Source organism: Streptomyces sp. NPDC005925 (genome assembly GCF_040638805.1).
Classification (GTDB): Bacteria; Actinomycetota; Actinomycetes; order Streptomycetales; family Streptomycetaceae; genus Streptomyces.
This window is the reverse complement of sequence record NZ_JBEXVL010000004.1, coordinates 161,288-184,145: the sequence shown is the minus strand read 5'-3', so window position 1 is coordinate 184,145 and position 22,858 is coordinate 161,288. Positions and strand designations below refer to the sequence as shown.

17 protein-coding genes, 1 tRNA gene and 3 pseudogenes are annotated in these 22,858 nt (G+C 71.3%); 6 read left to right on the top strand and 15 right to left on the bottom strand.

Features of this window, described 5'->3' with window-relative positions:
* Window positions 1-156 precede the first annotated feature (156 nt).
* Window positions 157-1,665, bottom strand: a complete 1,509-nt coding sequence (locus ABZ354_RS07715) for an MFS transporter (RefSeq protein WP_358654343.1) — start codon at window positions 1,663-1,665, stop codon at window positions 157-159.
* A 167-nt stretch (window positions 1,666-1,832) separates the two neighbouring features.
* Here ABZ354_RS07715 and ABZ354_RS07710 point away from each other — a divergent pair, with 167 nt between their 5' ends.
* Window positions 1,833-2,849: a YafY family protein gene (locus tag ABZ354_RS07710; protein WP_358654031.1), complete on the top strand. Its 1,017-nt coding sequence runs from the start codon at window positions 1,833-1,835 to the stop codon at window positions 2,847-2,849.
* Window positions 2,850-2,929: 80 nt separating this feature from the next.
* On the opposite strand, the gene ABZ354_RS07705 is transcribed toward ABZ354_RS07710, so the two are convergent.
* The 6 genes and pseudogenes from ABZ354_RS07705 to ABZ354_RS07680 all read right to left on the bottom strand — a co-directional run bounded on the left by ABZ354_RS07705 (window position 2,930) and on the right by ABZ354_RS07680 (window position 8,684).
* Window positions 2,930-4,075: a DUF6596 domain-containing protein gene (locus ABZ354_RS07705; RefSeq protein WP_358654341.1), complete on the bottom strand. Its 1,146-nt coding sequence runs from the start codon at window positions 4,073-4,075 to the stop codon at window positions 2,930-2,932.
* Between the two features lie 8 nt (window positions 4,076-4,083).
* Window positions 4,084-4,491 carry a YciI family protein gene (locus ABZ354_RS07700; protein ID WP_358654029.1) on the bottom strand — a complete coding sequence of 136 codons (408 nt, stop codon included), beginning with the start codon at window positions 4,489-4,491 and terminating at the stop codon, window positions 4,084-4,086.
* A 222-nt stretch (window positions 4,492-4,713) separates the two neighbouring features.
* Window positions 4,714-4,923, bottom strand: a pseudogene (locus ABZ354_RS07695) (hypothetical protein); the annotation flags it as partial.
* 414 nt (window positions 4,924-5,337) lie between these two features.
* Window positions 5,338-5,805 (bottom strand): annotated as a pseudogene (locus ABZ354_RS07690) (helix-turn-helix domain-containing protein); the annotation flags it as partial.
* A gap of 524 nt (window positions 5,806-6,329) precedes the next feature.
* Entirely contained in the window at window positions 6,330-7,325 is a 996-nt protein-coding gene (locus tag ABZ354_RS07685; protein WP_358654027.1) for a sigma-70 family RNA polymerase sigma factor, read from the bottom strand.
* Between the two features lie 597 nt (window positions 7,326-7,922).
* Window positions 7,923-8,684, bottom strand: coding sequence for a class III extradiol ring-cleavage dioxygenase (locus ABZ354_RS07680; protein ID WP_358654339.1), 762 nt, complete (start codon window positions 8,682-8,684; stop codon window positions 7,923-7,925).
* A gap of 235 nt (window positions 8,685-8,919) precedes the next feature.
* Here ABZ354_RS07680 and ABZ354_RS07675 point away from each other — a divergent pair, with 235 nt between their 5' ends.
* The gene (locus tag ABZ354_RS07675; RefSeq protein ID WP_358654025.1) at window positions 8,920-9,435 is read left to right on the top strand and encodes a MarR family transcriptional regulator; all 516 of its coding nucleotides are present in this window, start codon (window positions 8,920-8,922) and stop codon (window positions 9,433-9,435) included.
* Between the two features lie 420 nt (window positions 9,436-9,855).
* Here ABZ354_RS07675 and ABZ354_RS07670 read toward each other — a convergent pair whose 3' ends face one another.
* On the bottom strand, window positions 9,856-11,397 hold the full coding sequence (locus ABZ354_RS07670) for an MFS transporter (protein ID WP_358654023.1): 1,542 nt from the start codon (window positions 11,395-11,397) through the stop codon (window positions 9,856-9,858).
* A 372-nt stretch (window positions 11,398-11,769) separates the two neighbouring features.
* Complete coding sequence (locus ABZ354_RS07665; protein WP_358654021.1) at window positions 11,770-12,453, bottom strand: helix-turn-helix domain-containing protein; 684 nt, start codon at window positions 12,451-12,453, stop codon at window positions 11,770-11,772.
* A gap of 581 nt (window positions 12,454-13,034) precedes the next feature.
* On the opposite strand from ABZ354_RS07665, the gene ABZ354_RS07660 reads away from it, so the two are divergent.
* Both ABZ354_RS07660 and ABZ354_RS07655 read left to right on the top strand, forming a co-directional pair.
* Entirely contained in the window at window positions 13,035-14,342 is a 1,308-nt protein-coding gene (locus ABZ354_RS07660; RefSeq protein ID WP_358654019.1) for a M6 family metalloprotease domain-containing protein, read from the top strand.
* Between the two features lie 546 nt (window positions 14,343-14,888).
* Window positions 14,889-14,961, top strand: a tRNA-Arg gene (locus ABZ354_RS07655).
* Between the two features lie 351 nt (window positions 14,962-15,312).
* On the opposite strand, the gene ABZ354_RS07650 is transcribed toward ABZ354_RS07655, so the two are convergent.
* From ABZ354_RS07650 to ABZ354_RS07640, 3 genes are all read right to left on the bottom strand, one after another.
* Window positions 15,313-15,453 (bottom strand): hypothetical protein, encoded by a 141-nt coding sequence (locus ABZ354_RS07650; RefSeq protein WP_358654017.1) that lies wholly within the window; start codon window positions 15,451-15,453, stop codon window positions 15,313-15,315.
* A gap of 23 nt (window positions 15,454-15,476) precedes the next feature.
* Window positions 15,477-15,833 (bottom strand): hypothetical protein, encoded by a 357-nt coding sequence (locus ABZ354_RS07645; RefSeq protein WP_358654015.1) that lies wholly within the window; start codon window positions 15,831-15,833, stop codon window positions 15,477-15,479.
* A 93-nt stretch (window positions 15,834-15,926) separates the two neighbouring features.
* Window positions 15,927-17,177: a helix-turn-helix domain-containing protein gene (locus ABZ354_RS07640; protein WP_358654013.1), complete on the bottom strand. Its 1,251-nt coding sequence runs from the start codon at window positions 17,175-17,177 to the stop codon at window positions 15,927-15,929.
* Window positions 17,178-17,594: 417 nt separating this feature from the next.
* Here ABZ354_RS07640 and ABZ354_RS07635 point away from each other — a divergent pair.
* Window positions 17,595-18,499, top strand: a pseudogene (locus tag ABZ354_RS07635) (IS1380 family transposase); the annotation flags it as partial.
* A 254-nt stretch (window positions 18,500-18,753) separates the two neighbouring features.
* Here the strand turns inward: ABZ354_RS07635 and ABZ354_RS07630 are convergent.
* From ABZ354_RS07630 to ABZ354_RS07620, 3 genes are all read right to left on the bottom strand, one after another.
* Complete coding sequence (locus tag ABZ354_RS07630; protein ID WP_358654011.1) at window positions 18,754-19,233, bottom strand: type II toxin-antitoxin system VapC family toxin; 480 nt, start codon at window positions 19,231-19,233, stop codon at window positions 18,754-18,756.
* A 61-nt stretch (window positions 19,234-19,294) separates the two neighbouring features.
* A complete protein-coding gene (locus tag ABZ354_RS07625) occupies window positions 19,295-19,564 on the bottom strand; it encodes a type II toxin-antitoxin system prevent-host-death family antitoxin (protein WP_358654009.1) in 270 nt (89 codons plus the stop codon).
* A gap of 386 nt (window positions 19,565-19,950) precedes the next feature.
* Window positions 19,951-21,297: a chloride channel protein gene (locus ABZ354_RS07620; protein ID WP_358654007.1), complete on the bottom strand. Its 1,347-nt coding sequence runs from the start codon at window positions 21,295-21,297 to the stop codon at window positions 19,951-19,953.
* A gap of 869 nt (window positions 21,298-22,166) precedes the next feature.
* Between ABZ354_RS07620 and ABZ354_RS07615 the strand changes: the two genes are divergently transcribed.
* Entirely contained in the window at window positions 22,167-22,787 is a 621-nt protein-coding gene (locus ABZ354_RS07615) for a snapalysin family zinc-dependent metalloprotease (protein WP_358654005.1), read from the top strand.
* Window positions 22,788-22,858 lie beyond the last annotated feature (71 nt).

Here is a 22,858-nt window from a genome sequence, read left to right as displayed (position 1 = left end):
CAATCGGGCATGAACAGGCGTGGCTCGCGCGGGCGGGTGTGTGCGGTGGCCGGGCATGCGTAAGGACCCGGCACCCCACGTGCCGGGCCCTTACGCCGACCCGGCGTACGTGCCGCCGCCCACGTCGGCGGCAGCACGTACGCCGGGGACGGATCGTCAGACCAGCTCGGCCGCCCGGCCCGACGCCTCGCTCTCCCCGGGGCCCCCCGCGGACCCCGTGTCCCCCTTGGAGTCCACGTCTCCCTTGGAGTCCGTGTCCCCCGCGCCGGACGGCGCCGCGCCCTCCACGTGCTGGGCCGGGCGCCTCGGCAGGGCGAACATCAGCAGGAAGATGGCGCCGAGCACGGCGGCCACCCAGCCCAGCGCGTACTCGAAGGCGTCCACGAAGGCCGGCCCGACCTGCTCGGGCCGCAGCCGGTCGCTCATCGTGCCGAAGAAGACCACGGAGACCAGCCCGAGGCCGAGCGCGTTGCCCATCTGCTGCACCGTGTTGATCAGCCCCGAGGCCGAACCGGCGTGCTCGCGCGGCACCTCGGAGAGCACCGCGTCCGTCAGCGGCGCGACGATCAGGCCCATCCCGACGCCCATGACGATGAGCGGCAGCGCCATCTGCCAGGCGTCGATACCGAGGCCGTACCGCTGGGACTCCCAGATGTAGATCAGGACACCGGCGGCCATCACCAGCGCGCCCGCCTGGAGCACGCCGCGGCCGAAGCGCGGCACCAGCTTCTGCACCGACAGTCCTGCGGCCACGGACACGGCGATCGAGAACGGCACCCCGGTCAGGCCGGCCTTCAGCGGGCTCCAGCCCAGGCCGGTCTGCATGTACAGCGTCCACACCAGGAAGAAGATGCCGAGGCCGAGCCCGAAGACGGTCTGTACGGCGATGCCCGCGGCGAAGCTCTTGACCCGGAACAGCGACAGCTCGACCAGCGGGGAGCCGTCCCGCGCCGCCTTGCGACGCTCGTACGCCACCAGTCCCGCGAGGACGACGAACGCGCCGGCCATCGACACGTACCCCCACAGCGGCCAGTCCAGCTCACGGCCGCGGGTCAGCGGGTAGAGCAGCATGAGCAGGCCCAGCGTGACCAGCGCGACGCCCACCAGGTCCAGTTTGAGGGCGCGCGGCGCCCTGGACTCGGTGATGAAGCGGGCGCCAAGGATCAGGCCCGCGATGCCGACCGGCAGGTTGATGAGGAAGATCGGGCGCCATTCGAGGCCGAACAGGTTCCACTCGGTCAGCAGCGCGCCGAGCAGCGGACCGGACACCGCGCCGAGCCCCACGATCGCGCCGAACAGACCGAACACCTTGCCGCGTTCGTGCGCCGGGAAGGTGGCGTGCACGATCGACAGCACCTGCGGCACCATCAGCGCCGCCATACCGCCCTGCAGGATGCGGGAGGCGACCAGCATCTCCGGGTTCACGGCGAGACCGCACAGCGCGGAGGCGAGCGTGAAGCCGCCTATCCCGAGCAGGAAGAGCTTCTTGCGGCCGTGGATGTCGCCGAGGCGCCCGCCGGTGATCAGGCCGGCGGCGAAGGCCAGGGCGTATCCGGCGGTGATCCACTGGATCTGGCTGAAGGTGGCGCCCGCGTCCCGCTGGATGGACGGGATGGCGATGTTGACGATCGTGACGTCGACGAGGTCCATGAAGGCCGCGGTCATCACGATCGCCAGGGCGAACCAGCGGCGCCGGTCGGCAGCGGTGCCGGCACCGGTGCCAGAGCCGGTGCCGGGCTGGGTGCCCGTAGGGGTCTCGGTAAAGGTCATACCATCAAGCTAGAACCCCTCTAGGTCAGATCATGTCCTAGATCTGCGGCATCCTCGGACTCATGACGACCGACACCCCGGCGCGCATCCTCCAGCTCCTCTCCCTCCTCCAGACGCCCCGCGAATGGCCCGGCGGCGAGCTCGCCGAACGGCTCGGGGTGTCGCGGCGCACCGTCCGGCGCGACGTCGACCGGCTGCGCGAACTCGGCTACCCCGTGCAGGCGACCAAGGGCTCCGACGGCGGCTACCGGCTCGTCGCGGGCAAGGCCATGCCGCCCCTCGTCCTGGACGACGAGGAGGCGGTCGCCATCGCGGTCGGGCTGCGCGCCGGCGCCGGGCACGCGGTCGCGGGCGTGGACGAGGCGTCGGTGCGGGCGCTCGCCAAGCTGGAGCAGGTCCTGCCCAGCAGGCTGCGGCACCGCGTGTCCACGCTCCAGTCCGCGACCATGCCGCTGACCAGCGGAGACGGCCCGACCATCGCGCCCGAGACGCTCACCGTGATGGCGTCCACGGTGGCCGGGCAGGAGCGGCTGCGGTTCGCCTACCGCGCCGGCGACGGCACGGAGTCACGGCGCCTGACCGAGCCGTACCGGCTGGTGTCGACCGGCCGCCGCTGGTACCTCGTCGCGTACGACCTCGACCGCGCCGACTGGCGCACGTTCCGCGTGGACCGCGTCAGCGAACCCCTCGCGACGGGCGCCCGCTTCACACCGCGCGAGCTCCCCACCGGCGACGCGGCCGAATACCTGCGCCGCTCGATGCAACGGCGGCACGAGTCGTACGCGTTCACGGTCACGTTCGAAGCACCGGCCGACGTCGTCGCCGCCCGGATACCGGCCTGGCTCGGCGCACCCGAGCCGCTCGGCGAAGACCGCTGCCGGCTGCGGGCCACGACCGGCGACGCGATGCCGTGGGTCGCGGTCCGGCTGGCCATGCCGGGCCTGGACTTCACGGTCGAGGAACCCGCGGAACTCGTGGACGCGGTACGGGAGCTGGGGGCACGGCTGTCGCGGGCGGGACGGGAGAGGGACCAGCAGGAGCATGAGCAGGACGCCGGCCAGCCCGCGCCCTCACCGTGAGGCGACGGCCGCTCCGGTCCTGAGGGCGCCGCCGCGTGCGTGTTCCGTGCGCTGTGCGCGGGATGTCGGCGCGGGACCGGTCAGTGGGGCCGGCGGGCGTTGAGCCGGGCGGCCTGGCGTGTGAGGTGGTCGCGTTCGGCGAGGTTGGGTGCCTTACGGGCCGCCTCGGCGTACAGCCGCGCCGCCGTCACCGGGTCGCCGTCGCGTTCGTGGAGGTACGCCGCCACCGCGTCGTGGCGGGGCAGTGCCGCGTCCAGCGCGGCGAGTGCCGCCAGACCGGCGCGCGGTCCGTCGGCCTCGCCGACGGCCACGGCGCGGTTGAGCCGGACGACGGGATTGTCCGTCAGGCGCGTGAGCTCGTCGTACCACTCGACGATCTGCACCCAGTCGGTCTCCTCGGCGGTGGGCGCGTCGGCATGGAGGGCGGCGATGGCCGCCTGAACCTGGAACTCGCCCAGCCGGTCGCGGGCCAGGGCCGTCTGCAGGATCGCGACGCCCCCGGCGATCGCGTCGGTGTCCCACCGGCCGCGGTCCTGCTCGGCGAGCGGCACCAGGCTGCCGTCGGGCGCGGTCCGGGCCGCGCGCCGGGCGTGGTGGAGCAGCATGAGGGCGAGCAGCCCCGACACCTCGGGGTGGTCGATCGCGGTGGCGAGCTGCCGGGTGAGCCGGATGGCCTCGGCGGCGAGGTCGACGTCGCCGGAGTAGCCCTCGTTGAAGACCAGGTAGAGCACGCGTAGCACGGTGGCAACGTCGCCGGGCCGGTCGAACCGCACACCGGAGACGGTGCGCTTGGCCCGGCTGATGCGCTGCGCCATGGTCGTCTCGGGCACCAGGTAGGCCTGGGCGATCTGGCGGGTGGTCAGCCCGCCGACGGCGCGCAGCGTGAGCGCGACCGCGGACGACGGCGTCAGCGACGGGTGGGCGCACAGGAAGTAGAGCTGCAGCGTGTCGTCCACCGCGGGCGCGGGCCCGGGCGCCGGCTCCTCGTCGACGAGGCCTTCACGCCGCCGTCGGGCGGTGTCCGCACGGGCCCTGTCGAGGAACTTGCGCCAGGCCACCGTGACCAGCCAGCCCTTCGCATCACGCGGCGGGTCGGCGGGCCAGACGCGGACCGCCTCGACGAGTGCGTCCTGCACGGCGTCCTCGGCCGCAGCGAAGTCGGCTCCGCGGCGGACGAGGACGGCGAGCACGCTCGGTGTGAGGCTCCTCAGCAGGGCCTCGTTCATCGGCGAGGTCACTCCGTGATGGTGGGCGGCGCGGCCAGGAACGGGCGCACCTCGAGCCACTCGTGGATCGGCTTCCCGCCCGCCCCGGGGGCGGCCGACAGTTCCCCGGCCAGTGCGACGGCGCGCTCGTGGCTGTCGACGTCGATCACCATCCAGCCGGCGATGAGGTCCTTGGTCTCGGCGAACGGCCCGTCGGTGACCGGCGGGCGCCCCTCGCCGTCGTACCGGACCCACGACCCCTCGGGGGCGAGCGCCTGGCCGTCGACGAACTCGCCGGTCTTCTCCAGCCGGGCCGCGAAGTCGTTCATGTACTGCACGTGCGCCGAGATCTCCTCCGGCGTCCACCGGTCCATCGGCACGTCGTTGACCGCCGCCGGGGCGCCGCGGTAGTGCTTGAGCAGCAGGTACTTCGCCATGGTGTCTCTCCTGGTACTGGTGCGACCCGTTCCATTGTGGTCGCGTTCACCCCGGGGACGGAGCGGGCCACGGGTTCTCGACATCACCGCCCAGGATTTTCTGAGCTTTCGTGGACGAGCCGATGATGAGCCCGGATGAGCGGGGATGAGCGGGGACGCGCCCCGGCGAGCCGTCTCGCCGTGTCCGGGGCGCACGGCGTGACAGCCCGAGCCGGGTCCCTCTCACCCGGTTTCCCTGTGCCGGTGCCGCACCTCCGCGCAGCCGGTCACCGCCTCCCACGGGGAGTTCCGCAGCGCGTCCAGGTTCCGCAGCGCCAGTTCCACCGGCCCGCCGGGTCCCTCGGCGGGACCGTCGCCGTCGGCCCAGGTCTCCATGGCCACGCGTACGGCGGCACTCGCGACGACCGCGGCGAAGCGCAGCTCGGGCGGGACGACGGCAACGTTGTCCATGTCGTCGTGCCTCGGAGCCGGAACTGCCACCTGTCGGCGGCTCGGTCCCTGGTCCTGGTCGTGCTTCTGGCTCGGTCCCTGGTCGCGGTCGTGCTCCTGGCCCGGTCCCTGGTCCTGACTCGGCGCCTGGTCCTGACTCGGTGCCTGGTCCTGACTCGGTGCCGGAGCCGGGACCTGGGCCGGGACTGGGTCCTGAGCCTGGTCTTGGGCCGGGACCTGATCTTGGGCTGGGGCCTGATCCTGACCCAGGGCCCGATCCTGACCCGGAGCCCGATCCTGACCCGGAGCCTTGTGTTGGCCCGGAAACCGGCCCGTCCTCGGTGCCGGCCGGTCCTGCTCCGGGCCCGGAACCGCTGCCTGGTCCTGTGCCGGCTCCGAATCCGCCCTCAGTGCCAGCCGGTCCGCGAGGGCCTCCAGCAGTGTCTGCTCGGAGGCGTGACACACCTCCGCCCACACCTTCCGCAGGGCCGGGTGGGATCGGGCCAGGCGGATCAGGGCGCGCACGTACGTCCAGGACGTCGAGGAGACTCCGGAGCCCGGCGTGAGCGTGTGGCGTACCGCCTGTTCCAGGGCCTCGGCCAGGGACAGGTCTTGGGGGGCGGCGCGCACGGCCGCCGCCCAGCGCTCGGCGCCCGCCGCGTAGAGCGGGGCGACGGCCTCCTCCTTGCTGGCGACGTAGCGGTAGAAGGTGCGCGGCGCGATACCGGCGGCCTGGGCGATGTCCTCGGCACGAGTGGCGCGCACGCCCTGCCGCATGAAGAGACCTGCCGCCGCTCTGGCGATCTCCATCCGGGTCTCGGTCTTGCGGCGCTCGCTCAGGGAGGGCGCGGCCGACGGGGCGGGTACGGGGGTGGTGCTGCTCACCTGCGGCAGGCTATGCCCCTGTGGCACAATCTGCCATCTGCGGGCCACCCCGGGGTTCAGGTTCGGGGTGGCCCGCGCCGGAACAACCGTGCGCCGCAGCCTCGTTCGCGGCTCGCGCACAGGCAGGCGGACCCGCAGGCCGCGCGCTCCCTCGCCCCGGCCGCGCGCAAACCAGGCCGGGCCCCGACGCCTGGGGGGGGGAAGGCGTCGAAGCCCGGCTGGGGGAAGTCCCGGCACCGGGGGGAGTGCGTCGGGACCTGGTCGGTTCCTGGTCGTTGTTCGGTCTCTGTTCGGTACTTGCCCGCGGCTCCGCGAGTTGAAGCGGCGTTACATCGCCATGTTTGCGCCGTCTTTCGACACCCGGCGCACGCGGTCACCGTACGGCGCACGCCGGTTGCGCCTCAGCGTGTCTTCGCACCCCACATCGCGCGGTGGCAGCTCGCGGCGTCGTCACACCCCACATCGCACGGTGGCAGTCGCGGCGTCGTCACACCCCATATCGCACGGTGGCAGTCGCGGCGTCGTCACGCCGCCGCGTCGAACCCGGTGTCACGGGCGAGCTTCTTCAGCTCCAGCAGCGCGTGCTTCTCGATCTGGCGGATGCGCTCGCGCGTCAGGCCGTGCTCCTTGCCGACCTCGGTGAGCGTGCGCTCCCGGCCGTCCTCGATGCCGTACCGCATCTTGATGATGGAGGCCGTGCGCTGGTCGAGGCGGCCGATCAGGTCGTCGAGCTCCTCGCTGCGCAGCAGGGTGAGGACCGACTGCTCGGGCGAGACCGCGGAGGTGTCCTCCAGCAGGTCGCCGAACTGGGTCTCGCCCTGGTCGTCCACCGACATGTTCAGCGAGACGGGGTCGCGGGCCCAGTCGAGTACGTCCGTCACGCGCTCCGGCGTGGAACCGAGCTCGGCGGCGACCTCCGCGGGCTCCGGGTCCCGGCCGTGCTCGCGGTTGAACTCACGCTGCACGCGCCGGATCCGGCCCAGCTCCTCCACGAGGTGGACGGGCAGCCGGATCGTGCGCGACTGGTCCGCGATCGAGCGGGTGATCGCCTGGCGGATCCACCACGTCGCGTACGTCGAGAACTTGAAGCCCTTGCGGTAGTCGAACTTCTCGACGGCGCGCACCAAGCCCGCGTTGCCCTCCTGGATCAGGTCGAGCAGGGGCAGGCCGCTGCGCGGGTAGCGCCGGGCGACGGCGACGACCAGACGGAGGTTGGAGCGGATGAAGACGTCCTTGGCCCGCTCACCCTCGGCGATCAGGGCCTCGAGCTCTTCGCGGCTGGCTTCGGCAGTGGTGTCCTCGTAACCGTCCAGGACCTGCTGAGCGAAGACGCCCGCCTCAATGGTCTGGGACAGCTCGACCTCCCTGGCGGCGTCCAGCAGCGGCGTACGCGCGATCTCGTCGAGGTACATGCCGACCAGGTCGCGGTCGGCGATTTCGCCGCCGTGGGCGCGAACACTGACTGCCGCGTTCGTCTCGCCGGAGGCGGACTGACGACGGGCGACGGCACGGGTTGCCATGCGTGCTCCCTTGCGGTGGTGGGTGGCGGGTGCTTCTTCAGGTGCTCGGCACTCTCGCCGAGTGCCCGGCATCCGATGGAAACAACGACTGGAATCGGGACAGAATTCCCCACCCGCCCTCCGACTTTTCTGATCATGCAGTATCCTGCCCGCCCGCATGGGGCGACGCCCCGCCTGTGAACGGCACGGAGGTCCAGGTCAGGCCCTGCCCGGGACCCGACCGGCCCTGCGTCGCGGGCTCCCCCCACGACTCCCCTCGACTGCCCACGACTGCCCACGGTTGCTCACGTCGCGGCCGACTGCCCGGCCTCCGCGATCCCCCCGTGCACGAGGCGGAGAGCACCCCGTGCAGGAGGTGCGATCACCCGTGCAAGAGGTTCGATCGCCTGGTGCCAGGAGGTTCGATGGCCCGTGCAGGAGGTGGCGCTCCCGTACGGTGCGGCCGTCCGGTCCAGCCGCACGGGTCCCGCCGCACCAGTCCTGCCGCCCGGTCCCGGAGAGGGGGCTCCGTTGCCCCCTCACCCGGAAAGACGAATCGCGCGGCCCGAAAGTTGCCGACCGGCCCGATTGGCCGGATCCCCCCGGCCGCCCCGCCCGTCAGCCGAACTGCACCGACCTCTTCGCCAGCCCCATCCAGAAGCCGTCGATCACGGACCGCTGAGCGTCCAGTTCGCCGGCCGCGTCCGCCGCACCCATGGTCACGAACAGCGGGGCGAAGTGCTCGGTACGCGGGTGCGCCAGCGGACCGGCGGGCGAGGTGTGCGTGAAGTCCAGCAGCGTGTCCACGTCCCCGGCCTCCAGCGCCCGTTTCCCCCAGTCGTCGAACTCCTCCGACCAGGCGGGAATGCCACCCTGCCGCAGCGCGGCCAGGTTGTGCGTGAAGAAGCCGGAGCCGACGAGCAGCACGCCCTCGTCGCGCAGCGGCGACAGCTTCCTGCCGATCTCCATGAGCCGCACCGGGTCGAGGGTCGGCATGGAGACCTGGAGGACGGGAACATCGGCGTCCGGATACATCTCGACGAGCGGGACGTACGCGCCGTGATCGAGGCCCCGCTCGGGGATGTCCTGCACGGGCATGCCGGGCGCACGCAGCAGCTTGCGAACCGACTCCGCGAGCTCGGGGGCGCCGGGGGCGTCGTAGCGGACGCGGTAGTAGTGCTCGGGGAAGCCCCAGAAGTCGTGGACGAGGGGGACGGGCCGGGTGGCGCCGAGGGCGAGCGGGGCCTCCTCCCAGTGGGCGGAGACCATGAGGATCGCCGTGGGACGGGGCAGCCGCGCGGACCAGGCGGCGAGTTCGCCGGGCCAGACGGGGTCGTCCGCCAGCGGCGGGGCACCGTGACTGAGGTAGAGAGCGGGCATGCGCTCCCGGGGCGTACGCCCCCGGACGGCACGGCCCTCGGGCGCGTAGTCCTCGGTGGCGTGATCCTGGGGAGTGGCACGGTCCTGCTGGGCGGCGCGGTCCTGGGGGGCGGCGGACATGACGGCGGCTCCAGGTGGAATGAAGTGCTGGAAAACTCAATGCGACGAACCGGGGCAGGTTAAGGGTAAGCAGTTTTTGTTTAATGTTCAAGTAGCGAGGTCGTAAGGTGGATGCATGAACAGGGCACCCGCTTCCGCTCCGGCCGGCGAACCCCGCTGGCTCACTTCCGAAGAACAGCACGTCTGGCGCTCGTACATAGAGGCCAGCACGCTGCTGGAGGACCATCTCGACCGCCAGCTGCAACGTGACGCGGGCATGCCGCACATCTACTACGGCCTGCTCGTCAGGCTCGCCGAGTCCTCGCGCCGACGGCTCCGTATGACGGAACTGGCCAAGCTCGCCAAGATCACCCGCTCCCGTCTCTCGCACGCCGTCGCCCGCTTGGAGAAGCAGGGCTGGGTGCGCCGCGAGGACTGCAGCTCCGACAAGCGGGGCCAGTTCGCGGTGCTGACGGAGGAAGGCTTCGAGGTGCTGCGGCAGACGGCGCCGGGTCATGTGGACGCCGTACGGCAGGCGGTCTTCGACCGGCTCTCCGCCGAACAGCTCAAGTCCCTCGGCGAAATCATGCGCATTGTCGCCGAGGGACTCCAGCCCAACGAAGCGGGCGCGGACCTGCCCTGGCGCCGCTGACCCTCCGAGAGACCAGAGGCCGAACGGCCGAACGGATGGAAGGCCGAAAGGCTGGAAGATCGGAAACCGGGAGACCCGGAGACCCGGAGACCGGGAGACCGGGAGGCCGGGAGACCGGGAGACCGGGAGACCGGGAGACCCGGAGACCGGGAGACCGGGAGACCAGGAGACCAGGAGACCAGGAGACCGGGAGACCGGGAGACCGGGAGACCGGGAGACCGGAGCGAGGGAACCGGAGGGCGGGCGGGGCCGGAGCGGGTTTCGGGGCAGGTCGGGGGCAGGTCAGGGGCGGGGCAGGGGGCGGGGGCAGGGGGTAGGTCCCGGGGATTCACGGACGGGGCGTCCTCTCCCCGTCCGTGAATCCCGCCCGGCACCTCCGTAGTGGGGTGTGTCCCCGTTCCCCGGTGGGGCTGGCCGGTCTCAGTGGGCGAGCACCGGCACCGGCACCTCGTCCACGGCGCCGTCACCGTCGCCGGCGCCGGAGGCCACCGTCATGCCGCCCGGGCGGCCGGCGTCGACCAGGGTCAGCGCGATGGCCGCGGCCGCGACCAGGATGCCGACGGCGAACCCGATCGCGCTGGTGTAGCCCTCGACCATGCCCTCCAGCTGCACCAGTTGCCGCTGGGAGCGGGAGGCCGCCGAGCCGATGTGGCCGGTGATGTACGACGTCGTCGCCGAGGCGGCGATCGTGTTCAGCAGGGCCGTGCCGATCGCGCCGCCCACCTGCTGCGAGGTGTTGACCATCGCGGAGGCGACACCGGCGTCCCGCGGTTCGACGCCCTGCGTGGCCATCGACATCGCCGGCATGAACGCCGTACCCATGCCGAGGCCGAGCAGCAGCATCGCCGGCAGCAGCAGAGCCGCGTACGAGGAACCGATCTCCAGCCGGGTCAGCAGCGCCATGCCGAGGGCGGCGACCAGGAAGCCGGGGCCCATCAGCAGCCGCGGCGCGACCCGGGTCATCAGACGGGCGCCGATCTGGGTCGAGCCCGTGATCATGCCCGCGATCATCGGCAGGAAGGCGAAGCCCGTCCTGACCGGCGAGTAGCCCTTCACGATCTGGAGGTAGTAGGTCAGGAACAGAAACAGGCCGAACATCGAGATGATCGCCAGGCCGAGCGAGAGGTAGATGCCGCCGCGGTTGCGGTCGGTGAGGACGCGCAGCGGCAGCAGCGGGGCCTTGACCTTGGCCTCCACCAGTACGAACGACGCCAGCAGCACCACCGACGCGACGAACATGCCGACGGTGACGGAGTCGCTCCAGCCGTCGGACTCGGCGCGGGTGAAGCCGTAGACGAGCGCGACCAGGCCGAGGGTGGACAGGACCACGCCGGGGACGTCGAGCGGGGAGCGGTTGCGGCTGCCCCGCGGCTCACGGATGACGAACCAGGCACCGGCCGCCGCGACGATCGCGAACGGGACGTTGACGAAGAACGTCCAGCGCCAGTCCAGGTACTCGGTGAGGAAGCCGCCGAGGATCAGGCCGACGGCACCGCCGCCACCGGCGATCGCGCCGTAGATGCCGAACGCCTTGGCGCGCTCCCTGCCGTCCGTGAACATCACGGCCAGCAGGGACAGCGCCGCGGGCGCGAGCAGCGCGCCGAACGCGCCCTGCAGGGCCCGGGAGCCGAACATCATCGCCTCATTGGTGGCCGCGCCACCCAGCGCGGAGGCGGCGGCGAAGCCGGCCAGGCCGAGGACGAAGGTGCGCTTGCGGCCCCACAGGTCGGCTATGCGCCCACCGAACAGCAGCAGACCGCCGAAGGCGAGGGCATAGGCCGTGACGACCCACTGCTTGCTGCCGTCCGAAATGCCCAGGTCGTGCTGGGCGGAGGGCAGCGCGATGTTCACGATGGTGGCGTCGAGGACGACCATCAGCTGCGCGAGCGCGATGAAGACGAGCGCCTTCCAGCGGCCGGCATCGGGGCCGGCGTCGGAGAGGCGCGGAACGGTCTGAGACATGGAGGTACCCACTTCGGACTACGGGGCGAAAAATGATGATGAAGTGATGACGAAATGACGGTGGTGGCAGGACGGAGAAAGACGAAGAAGAGGGAAAGGGCGTGACGGCACGTCGGCCCGTCGTCGTTGACGGCCGGTGAGGTGAGGCGGAGAACCTGTCAGCCTGTCAGCCGGTGCCCGGTGGGGCGCGGTGGCCCCGTGGGGTTCATGCAGTTCATGCAGTTCATGCAGTTCGTGAGGCTGCGAGTGAGGACCGGAGCCCGACCGGGAACTAATCGGCCCGCTCGGTGCTGATGAACGTACGGACGAAGGTACGGGTGCCGGTACGGATGAAGGTGTGGGTGAAGGTACGGGTGAAGGTACGGGTGAACGTCAGGACCGGCGGCAGGGCCGGCGCAGTTCCTCCAATGTCGCGGCCGTACCCGGCAGGGCGGAACGGGCCGGGGCCCGCAGTCCGTCCAGGAACAGTTGCAGATGGCGGTGGACGAAGCGGTCGGCGCTCAGGCACTCCGTACCGGCCGGCGGCCGGCTGAGCTGCGCCACCGCGACCATCAGGTCACCGACACGCACGTCGGGGCGGAGCTGCCCGGCCGCCCGGGCCCGCTCCATGATCCCGGCGATCAGTTCCTCGACCCGTACGCGGGCCGCCTCCAGGTCGGCGTGGTGCTGGTCGAAGGTGCTGGAGATCATCGGGCACAGGGCGCTGATGCGTTCGTCGGCGGCGGTGTGCACGAAGCGCTCCAGTGCCTCGAAGGCGTCACCGCTTTCCGTGAGTGCGGACTCGGCGGCGCGCGCCGTGCGGTCCATGACGGAGCAGACGACCTCGCGGACCAGGGCGTCGCGGTCCGGGAAGTTGCGGTACACCGTGGCGTTGCCGACGCCGGCCCGGCGGGCGATCTCGTCGAGCGGCACGTCGGGGCCGTACTCGACGAACATCTCTCGGGCGGCGGTGACGATCCGCTCCCGGTTGCGCAGGGCGTCGGCGCGGGGCCGGGGCTCCTTGCGCTGTGCGGGGGGCGCGGTCTGCACGGCGTACTCCTGACTCTGGGGGCTCATCGGGCTCATCGGGCTCATAGGGCTCTGGGAGCCCTGGGAGCCCTGGTGTCTCTGGTGTCTCTGGTGTCTCTTATGACTCTTGGGGCGCTGATGGTCCCGGGGGGTGCGGCTGAGGTTCAACCCGAACTGAGAGGAGGCGCGATCCGGGGAGCATGTCCCCGTTTCGCTCGGACACAGGTCTAAACGGGGAAGCCGTCCCCGGTTATTTCCGGCTGACGCGGAAGAATCTTGTGACCCCCGCCACTCCCGTCGCCCCTACGTCGTTCCCGACGCTCCCGTCGCTCCCACGTCGTTCCCGCCGCTTCTGTCGCTCCGGCGGCTCGCGGCACTCCCGCCACTCCAGCGGCTCGCGGCACCCCTCTCCACCCGGCAACCCCCTCCGCCCCTCCGCCCCGCCATGATCACCACCCCCATCCCGTCACTACGTCACTGAAATGGCGCAACGGCTGGACAGGGGCGGATGGCGCGGACGCGATACCCACGATCGGTCTCCTCCAGCGCGCGGCCCCCCATCCACCGACTCAGGGTGATCCCAGGGGTGCAGCCGTTGACCGGCGGCTGCCGCTGGAGCGAGGGGCCGCATGCAGCCGAAGCAGACCGCCCGCCGAAGCCGAAGACGCACCCGTCGCGTGGCCGCCTTCGTCTGCGTGACTGCCCTGACCCTCGCCGTCGGCAGCTCGGCCGGCAACGGCCGCCTCTCTCCTTCCACCCCGGCCGGCTCGGGCCCGATAGCCCCCGGCCGGTCCTCGGCGCTCGGCCCCTGCCTGATCAAGGGAAAGCCCGACGTGCAGATGTCCGAGAGTGTCCCCACCGGTCGCGGCTACACCCGCTCCACCGGCACCGTCCGCGCCCTCAACCTGATGATCGACTTCTCGGACGCGCCGGGCCGCGGCCGCGCCCTGGACCGGTTCCGCGAGTTCTTCCCGCAGACCCAGAACTGGTTCCGCACCGCCTCCTACGGCCGCCTGGCCTACCGTCCCGAGGTCCCGATCCGGCACTGGCTGCGCATGCCGAAACCCTTCCACGCGTACGACATAGAACGCGGCGCGCCCTTCGACCCCGGCTACCGCGAGCTCGTCCGGGACATCGTGGCGGAGGCCGACCCGAAGGTGGACTTCAGGCAGTACGACCTGGTGAACGTGCTGGTGACGCCCAACGCGGGCCCTACGGCGCTGGACACCGTCCTGTCCGTCACCTTCGCCGGCAACACCGACGCGCCCATCGCCGACGGCGTCCCGGTCGCCAACGCGTCCTTCGTCTACTCCCGCCAGGACGACGGTTCCGGCTCCTACCACCGCACCGGCTACCGCGTACTCCCCCACGAGAACGGCCACGTCTTCGGCCTGCCCGACCTCTACACCCAGGAGGGCGGGGGCGCCGTCGGCCACTGGGACATCATGAGCGAGGACTGGGGGGCCAACAACGACCTGCTCGGCTGGCACAAGTGGAAGCTGGGCTGGCTGGACGCGTCCCAGGTGCACTGCGCGTCGGCCCCCGGGTCGGTCGAGTACGCGCTGACGCCGCTCGCCGAGCAGAACGGCCCGAAGCTGATCGTCGTACCGCTCGACAGTCGTTCGGGATACGCCGTCGAACTGCGCACGCGCGCGGGCAACGACCAGGTGGTGTGCCGCCCGGGCATCCTCATCTACAAGGTCGACGCGAACGTGGACACGGGCATGGGCCCGGTGACGGTGTACGACTCGCGCCGCGACAGCGGAGGCTGCACCCGCAGCGCGAACGTCCACGCGGAACTCTCCGACGCCCCCTTCACCCCCGGCGAGACCTTCACGGACCCCCGCAGGGGCCTGCGCATCACGGTGACCGCGGCGGACCTGAAGGGGGACTACCGGGTGCGGGTCACCAGGGGGAAGGGTGCCGGGGAGGGGTGAGGACGGGCCGGCCGACGGCGTGAAGGCGGCGGGGGCGGGCCGGGGTGAGGACGGGCCGGCAGGGCCGGGGGTGTCGGGTGGGAACAGACGGGAGGGCCGGCCCGGGGCGGTGGGGTGGGATGGAAACAGGCGGACGGGACCGGGACCGCGGGGTGGGAACAGGCGGGCTGGGCCCGGACCGGGTGCCGTCGAGCAGGGTGCGCCAGTCCTCATCCCGAGCCGTCGGTGCACAAGCTGGCGGAGGCACTGGCCGACTTCGGTCTTCCGACAGATCAACCACGGGGCCCCCGCCCGGAAGACGTCCACGTTGCTGACGGCGACATCGAGGTCGCCGAAGCGTTCTACGGCGAGGCGGACCAAGACCCTGGCGTCCTCGGAGGGGGCGATGTTCCTACCGCACCTGATCAGCCGCGCCGTACCCTCCACGAGCAGGGCAGCACCCTGCCGTACCTTGCCGCCCGACCGCTCCCGGCCCACACCAGCGCCCGCCCGAGCCCTGATCCGGTACCCTGTGGACCGAGCGCCCCGCCGGGCGCCGCCACCTTCGCCTTCGTAGCTCAGGGGATAGAGCACCGCTCTCCTAAAGCGGGTGTCGCAGGTTCGAATCCTGCCGGGGGCACAGCGTTGGTCAGGCGAGAGGCCCCGGAACTCCCAGGTCAGGGAGGGTTCCGGGGCCTCTTTCACTACCACTCTGGCTACGGTCTGACTACTGACTACAGCCTCGCTACGCCCACTGACGGGGCGCCATCCCTTAAAAATCCCCTAACGGATCTTGGCGTTTCTGCGGGCGCCCTGGACGGGAGCAACCCCCGTACTCCCAGGGGAAGACGGGGGTTGCATGTGCCGGGACGCAACGGGAGATGCCTCCCGGGGTGGAGTGGCCCGCCGCAGGCCCACGGGGAGAGGCGCTGCGGCGGGCCGGTCATCCCGCTGCCGGTACCGTCGGTGTTGCTGCCGGCAGCGGGAGTCGTCAGCGCCAGCGCCAGTACGGGTCCCGGTCCGGGCTGGTCTGCTGCGGCGCCGGCGCGCACCATCCCCGGTGCACGTAGATCGTGCTCCCGGGTCCCGTGGCGCCGACGATCGTGACGGCCTCGGACTCGGTCTCCCGCATCTGATTGAGGCATCGGTGGCACATCATCGGCGGTTCTCCCTCACGAGTCGGTACAGCCACCGGCTGATCTCGCAGCCGCCGGGGTCGTCGGTGCACTGCTCGCACATGGGGGCGTGGGTGAACAGGCCGCGGTGCGCGCGGTCGGCGGTGTCCTTCCGGCAGGCGCGCGGAAACCAGTGCATCGGCGGCGCGGTGCCCGGCAGAGGGCTCAAGTGCTCGCCGAGGTCGACCGCCGTCTCAGCCGTCAGCCGGACCTGGCACCACACGCAGGTGGCGCCGCGGGTCTGGTCGTCCGCCAGATCGTCGAGGGACGGAAGCCCGAGGATCTCCAGCACCGGAGCCGGTATCGGATGTCCCGTGCTCACGCTGGTACTCGGCATGGCTGACGCCTCCACGGTCACAGTGCTCTGTTCCACACACGTGACCGTAGAGGCGCCGTAACGGGAGAAGGGGCAGGATTCCTGCCCCTTGCTTCAGGCGGCGAGCATGCCCAGCTTCACCGCGAGTTCAGATGCGCGCTGCCTGCGCTCGGGGTGTCGCGACTCGGTCTGCTCGAGCACAATCCGGCGCGCGTACCCGTTGTACCGGATCGTCTCCGGCGCGGACTCGTGCGCCTTGCCGAGGGCGGCCAGCGCAGTGTCCGGCTGGCCATCGAGCTGGTAGGCGCGGGCCTCCTCGATCCGGTGGCGAGCACGCCTCGGCCTCGACTTGATGACGGACTTGTCCGCGCGGGCGGCCTGCCGTACGGACTCCCCGCCCTGGTGCAGTTCCACGGCGACCGTCACGGCGTGGGCGCCCATGATGGCCCGGCCGAAGGACGTGACCGGGTGGAAGTAGTTGCCGGGCAGCTTCCGGGCGGTCTTCTCCGCCTTGTCCCACCAGCCCCAAGCCGCGCCGGTCTCGCCACGGCGAGCCGCCGTGTACCCAGCCTCGAACTGCAGCGCGCCCGCGATAGCCCGCACGTGCTCGTCGGCGTCCGGCAACCGGGGCTCGAGGTAGCGCAGCGCCTCCAGAGTGACGGCGTCCGCGGCGCCTAAGTGCGCGGGCCCGGAGTCGCGGTGGGCCTGCGCGGTCAGCCACGCGGCCACGCCGATGGCGTGCGGGTCCTCGCTGTCCTGGGCAGCGACCATGCCCCGCTCGGCCACGCGCCACAGCAGGGCCGCGTCGGGCTGGTAGGCCACGAAGAACTGCGACAACGAGTAGACCTCGGAGAGGATCGCCATGGCCGCGCGCCGGTCGGTCCCGGTGTCGGCCTGCCGTACGGCGAGCTGCGCGTCCCGGATCAGGTCGGGCAGCAGCCCGCCGATGACCTCCCGGTGGTTCGGTGCCTCGTGCCGGGCCGCCCATGCCCGGTCCAGCCGGTGCCGCAGGTGCTGTGCGGACGGCGCCTCCCGGTCGGCGGTGAAGGGAAAGGCGTCGACGGCGACTTTCACGGCGGCGAGGCGGGGGTGGCCGGGGCCGATGAACAGGTCGATGTGCAGGGACTGGTCGCCGGTGAGGTCGGCGAGGTCGCGGACGCGCAGCAGCTCGGCGATGCGCAGGATCATGGGCAGCTTCGGGGGTTGGATCTGGCCGGCCTCGACTTGCTTCACCCACGAGGGGGACTTGCCGAGGAGGCCGGCGAGGACGGGGCGACTCATGCCGCGGCGCTGGCGGTAGATCTGCATGCGCTGGCCGAAGGCGACCGGGTCGGCGTACGGGTTCGGGGTAGCATCAGAAGACACGGTCTCGCCCCAATCTCTGAACTGCTCGTCACTGTCAGGGTATGGGGCGGGACCATTTTCGTGTGCGTGCCGTGCGGTTCTCCAGCCGTAGGCGGGCATGACGCAAGGCCCCCTTCCGCCGTAGCGGAAGGGGGCACGGTTCACGGGTACTGCCGACGGTACGGGTCAATTCCGAGCGACAGCAGGCCGCCGCCGCCCGGGTCGTCGGGTGGGGGCGCGCCGTCGCGGCGGCACACCAACGCGTCCGGGTCGCCGGGTGGCGCTGGAGGCTGTACCCGTCCGGGCACGACGGGCCAGGCGGACCGGCCGGGCCCCGCTCACCGCGGGGCCCCTGCTCACCGGCCTCCCCTCGACGGCCCTGCGGTCCGGGCTCGTCCGGCGGTCCGGCCGGGCCCGTCGTGACGTCCGTCCCTGGTTCAGGAGGACGCGACCGCGACCTGGAAGAAGACCTACGGCCATCACCCCCTGACGGCCTTCGTCGACCGCGGATCCGGCGGGACGGGTGAGCCGGTCGCCGCTCTTCTCAGACCGGGGAACGCGGGCTCGAACACGGCCGCCGACCACATCACCACTGCTCAACTGGCCCTGACTCGACTGCCGAAGCACTACCGGCGAGGGCGGCAGACGCTGATCCGTACCGACTCCGCGGCGGCACCCACGACTTCGTGTCCTGGCTCGCCAAGCGAGGACGGTAATTGTCCTACCCGGTCGGCACGGTGATCACCGAAGTGATCCACGAACACGTCCTGACCGTCCCGGCCACGGCTTGGACCCCGGCCGTCGAGGCGGACGGCGAGATCCGCGACGGTGCCCGGGTCGCCGAGCCCACCGGCATGCTGGAAGGCTGGCCGATGGGGATGCGGCTCATCGTCCGCAAAGAACGGCCTCATCCCGGAGCCCAGTTGAGGAGTACCGACGCGGCCGGCATGCGGATCACGTGCTTCGCCACGAACACCGCCGACAGACCGATCGCCGAGCTGGAGCTCGGCCACCGGCTGCGGGCCGGAGCGGAGGACCGCATCCGGGCCGCCCGGGCCACCGGCCTGCGGAACTTTCCCCTCCACCACACCGCCCAGAACAAGGTATGGCTGGAGATCGTTCGGCTCGCGCTCGCCCCGCTGGCCTGGATGCCGATGCTCTCCCTGACCGGCAGGGCCCGGCTCTGGGAGCCCCTCCGACTGCGGCTTTGCCTGTTCACCGTGGCCGGCCAACTCGTCACCAGCAGCCGCCGCCGCATCCTCCGCCTCGCCCGGCACTGGCCCTGGACCGGTGAAATCACTGCCGCACTCGAACGGCTCGCGCTCCTGCCCAACCCCGGCTGACCAGCAACCCTCCACCGGCCCGACGACAACATCACCTGCCCCGGGCAGTGGAACCCGGCGCCCGGCCGACGCGAGCCGGGCCACCGGCCTGCCCGACATCAGCTCCGGAAGCGAAAGGGTCCACCGACTACGTCGGCGAACCCTCACGAAAGATCGAGGCCAAAGCGGGTGTCGCAGGTTCGAATCCTGCCGGGGGCACACGGCACAGGGCCGGTTCGGTGGGCTTGATCCCTCGAACCGGCCCTGCTGCGTGGTCACATCCGTGCCACGCGCGGACCATGAAGTCCGGCTTGCGGCCGCCGTGCCAGTGCCCTGCCGTCAGCCTTCGTGGGGCGTCCTCGGCGGGTGACCGGCACGACGGTGAGGAGGTCGTCCAGCCCCTTGAAGTCGTCCGGGTCGGTGGTGAAGAGGGGAAGGTTCTCAGCCACGGCGGTAGCAGCGATCATCAGGTCGGCCACCCGGCGGCGTGGCTTGCGGCCGGCGCTGATCACTGCGGCACGGATACGGCCGTAGATACGGGCCGCTTCGGCATCGAAGGGGATGGGGTCGAACTCGTTCTCGGCGCGTTGCAGGACGTCCAGCCTGCGGGCGCGTTCGGCGTGTTCGTCGTAACTGCTCTGTTCGTCGTTGCGACGGACTTCGTGCGGACCGGCGGACAACTCGGCCAGGGTGATGGCGGTGATCGCCATTTCGTCCGGTAGCTCCTCGGGGGGCACCCAGCGGCGCAGGATCATGATGTTGGTGTCGAGGAGACCCTGCGGATGCGTCGAGCGGTCAGCGGTCAGCGGTCAGCGGTCAGCGGTCAAAGGGATCGTCCGGGTAGGTGTCGGCCGTGGCGTCCTGATCGGCGCGGAACCTGTCGAGGTCGATGCCGGGGGCGGTCCTGGACATCCCGGCGAACTCCTGGCGGGAGACGAACCGACGGCGTCGACGCAGCGGGACCAGCTGGCCGATCGGATGTCCGTCGCGAGTGACGGTGAACGACTGGCCGCCCTGTACGGCATCCATGATCTCTCGGGACCGGCTGCGTAGATCCCGTTGGGTAATTTCGGGCTGAACGCTCATAGCGACCAAGGTAGCCCCTGGTCCTACCAGGTGACACACGACGGCGGAAGGCTTGCGCCGCGACAAACCTTCCCCTTAGCAGCCGGGTATGGCCTTCGCTGATCGATCTGGTTAGAGCTACGGATGAGAAGGCATCTGACATCTACAGCTGACATCAACGACGTCGGACCGGGACACACGCCAGAGACTCTCTCTGACCGCCGCGTCAGTTGACGACAGCAGTCGAGCGCCCGGCTCCGGGGACGCGGAGCTCCGGTCCCGTCGAACGAGGTACGCGCGTGTGCGTGCGACGTATCCGCGGACGGCACTCCCGACGACGCGGGGCAACCTGCCGCCGTGCCGCCCGGCTTCCTCTGCGACGAGCAATGCCGGCACGGTTGAGACCGCTACTGCCGACGCGGCGCCGGTTGTTCCTCCGGCTCCATGAGAGGAGGTGCCAGCTTCGCCGTCGCGACGTACGAGACCACGACCGCGACGATCACCAGCGGCATGACGGTGAGCCCCTCCGACCCGATCAGCAGCGTGGCAAGCAGGACGGAGACCAGCGGAAGCCTCAGCATTGCGGCGCTCATCGCTCCAACACCCATCGTGAACCCCGCGACCAGGCTCAGCCCCGGCAGATGGGAGAGCAGGATGCCGCCCGCCGCTCCCACGAACATCGCGGGAAAGATCGGACCTCCCCTGAAACTGCTGAGCGATGCGCAATAGGCCAGGCCCTTGCACAGCACCAGCAGCGACAGCGCTCCCACCGAATACGTGGTGCTGTGCGCAAGGAGTGGATCCAGCGCCGTCTGCCCGGAATACAACACGTCGGTCGCTGCTCTGCCGGTGCCCTCCGCGTAGCCGATCGCCAGCCCCGCCACGACCAGGCCCATGCCCACCGTGGCCACCACTCGTCGCCTCTCGACGTGCGTCTTGAGCCGGACGGCGAGCCGTCGGATTCCCAGGCCCACGAGTGCGGCCGACAGACCGATGACCAGGGCCCAGCCGAATTCCGCCGCCGTCGGGCTCATGGCCTCGGGTACGTCGTGCAATGCCAGCGAATAGGTGCCCAGCCCGGTCCAGGATCCCAGTCCGACGAACATGAGAGCACCGATGCCCGCGGCCAGCAGACCGGGCATCAACACCAGCGCCATCATCGGCCCGCCCAGTCCCGAGGCTTCCATCAGGAGGAACGCGCCGAGCAGGGGTGATCCCAGCAGGAAGCTGACGGCCGCGAAACTGCCCGCCGCGCCCAACACCCCGGTCACCAGCTCCGGGGGGTCCCGTCTGACCATCCGCACGACTCCGGCGGCGAGCCCGGCGCCGAGCGTCAGGAGAGGGGACTCGGGCCCGAGGACCGCGGCGAAGCAGAGCGTCGCCAGGGCGGCGAAGAAAATGCCGGGCAGTTCGACGGGTGTGGGCGGGCCGGCGGTCTCGAACCCGGCTGTCGGCTCATGGCCACCGCGCCCCGGCAGGTACTGGATCGTCAGCCCGGTGAGCAGCCCCCCTACGGCGAGCAGCGGCAGCGGCCACCACGGTGGCGTTCCGTCGAACCCCAGCGCCTTGGGCAGATCCGTGTAGATCAGCGGCTGGACCTCGCCGACCAGCGCGAGGAAGCCGAACGCCGCCGCGGACACCGGCACGCCGATCAGCGCGGCCAGTACCAGAAGCACCAGGTACTCGCGGCTCCGGAGGAGAGTCAGCGGGTCCGGCGGTGACGCGGTCTCGGGTCCAGTCCTGGCGACCGGCATGCGCATTGTCTCCTCGCGATGCGGACCTTGTCGGCGGTCTCGTCGGCCGCCCTCAGCGAACCCGGACGGCTCGGCCACCTGATACGAGAAGCGTGGTTTCGAGCCTGGCACGCCGTTCCCACGCAGGCATGTCGACGCCGCCCGTGCGGGTGACCCCGGGGCATCCCTGTGCGCGAGCTCCGGGGGCGTCGCGGCCATGGCGCGTGCGCACGGCACGGCCGCGCCGCCGGTAGGTCAGGTGCGCGGTCGTGCGGCCGCCGGTCGGGCCGCCGTGGCGACGGCGGCGCGGGCTTCGCGCTCGCCGGCCCGGCGCGGACCGCGACGGCGGTCACGAAGGGCAATGGCCTGCGCGGTCCGCTGACGGGACACTTGACGGCGACGGGCATGCGCCCCGCCGTACGCCGGGGCCCGTTCAGGCATCCGCAGAGCACATGCGGGAGCCGGACCGCATGAGCTGGGGGTGACCGCGGGAACTCCTTGAGCGGGTGTCGCGGGTTCGCATCCTGCCGGGGCAACGTGAGAAGGGCCGGCCCGGGAGGGGTTACCTCCCCGGCCGGCCCTTCGTCGTGCTGAAGGTCGTGCCACACCCGAGCCGCTGACGCCACGCGGCTGCCACATCGTCCGGAGCCGGCACGCATCGGCTCGTTCGGAGCGCGGCAGTCGGCCGTCAGCGTGTCCGAGCCCGGCGCGCACGACCGGCGCCGGGTCGGCTCCGCGACCGCGTTCCCCCGGCACCGGACGGCGTCCCGCCGCCCGGTGCCGGTGACTATGGCGCGTTGTCGCCTCCCCCGGCACCCTGAACGGTTCGACACTGCCTGTGAGCCGGACGGGTCGTTCGTCTGTCGTGGGCACGGGACGAGGAGAGACTCATGAGCCGCAGGTCGCACGTGATACGTGGGGAAGGCACCAGACAATCCGCCCGCACGGACCGTTTCCACTGGGCGCGGTCGATGGGGGTCACGCTGGGGCTCGTGCTGGCCGCTTCGGGGCCGGCGGTGGGGCCCGCGGGCGCCGTGCCGGCCGCACCTCAGCCGGTCGCGTCGAAGATCGAGTCGGTCGTGGTGACCTACAACGACGACGCCGCGCCCGACTTAGAGGCGGACATAGCCGAGGCTTCGGCGGTCTGGAACTCGTCCGTCAGCAACGTGACGTTCGTGGAAACCGACGGCGCGGCCGACCTCTACTTCTACGAGGGCGTCGACCAGACCGCTGACGAGTACAACACGGACGGCCATGGGCACGGGTGGATCTACCTTCCCGGCTCGCTCGCCGGCACCCACCCGATACGGATCATCGCGCACATACTCGGGCACATCCTGGGGTTGCCCGACCACTACTCCGGTCCGTGCAGCGAGCTGATGTCCGGTGGAGGCCCCGGCACCAGCTGTGCCAACGTCTACCCGAACGCCACCGAGCGCGCCACCGTCGACTCGCTGTGGGCCACCGGCCCGGCGGCAGGGCCGCTCCGGGGAACCGCGACCCTCCACTGAGGTCAGGCTTCCGGGGCAGCGTCCGGTGAGGACGACGAGCGAACAGGGGACGGACGTGGTCCTCCGCGCCG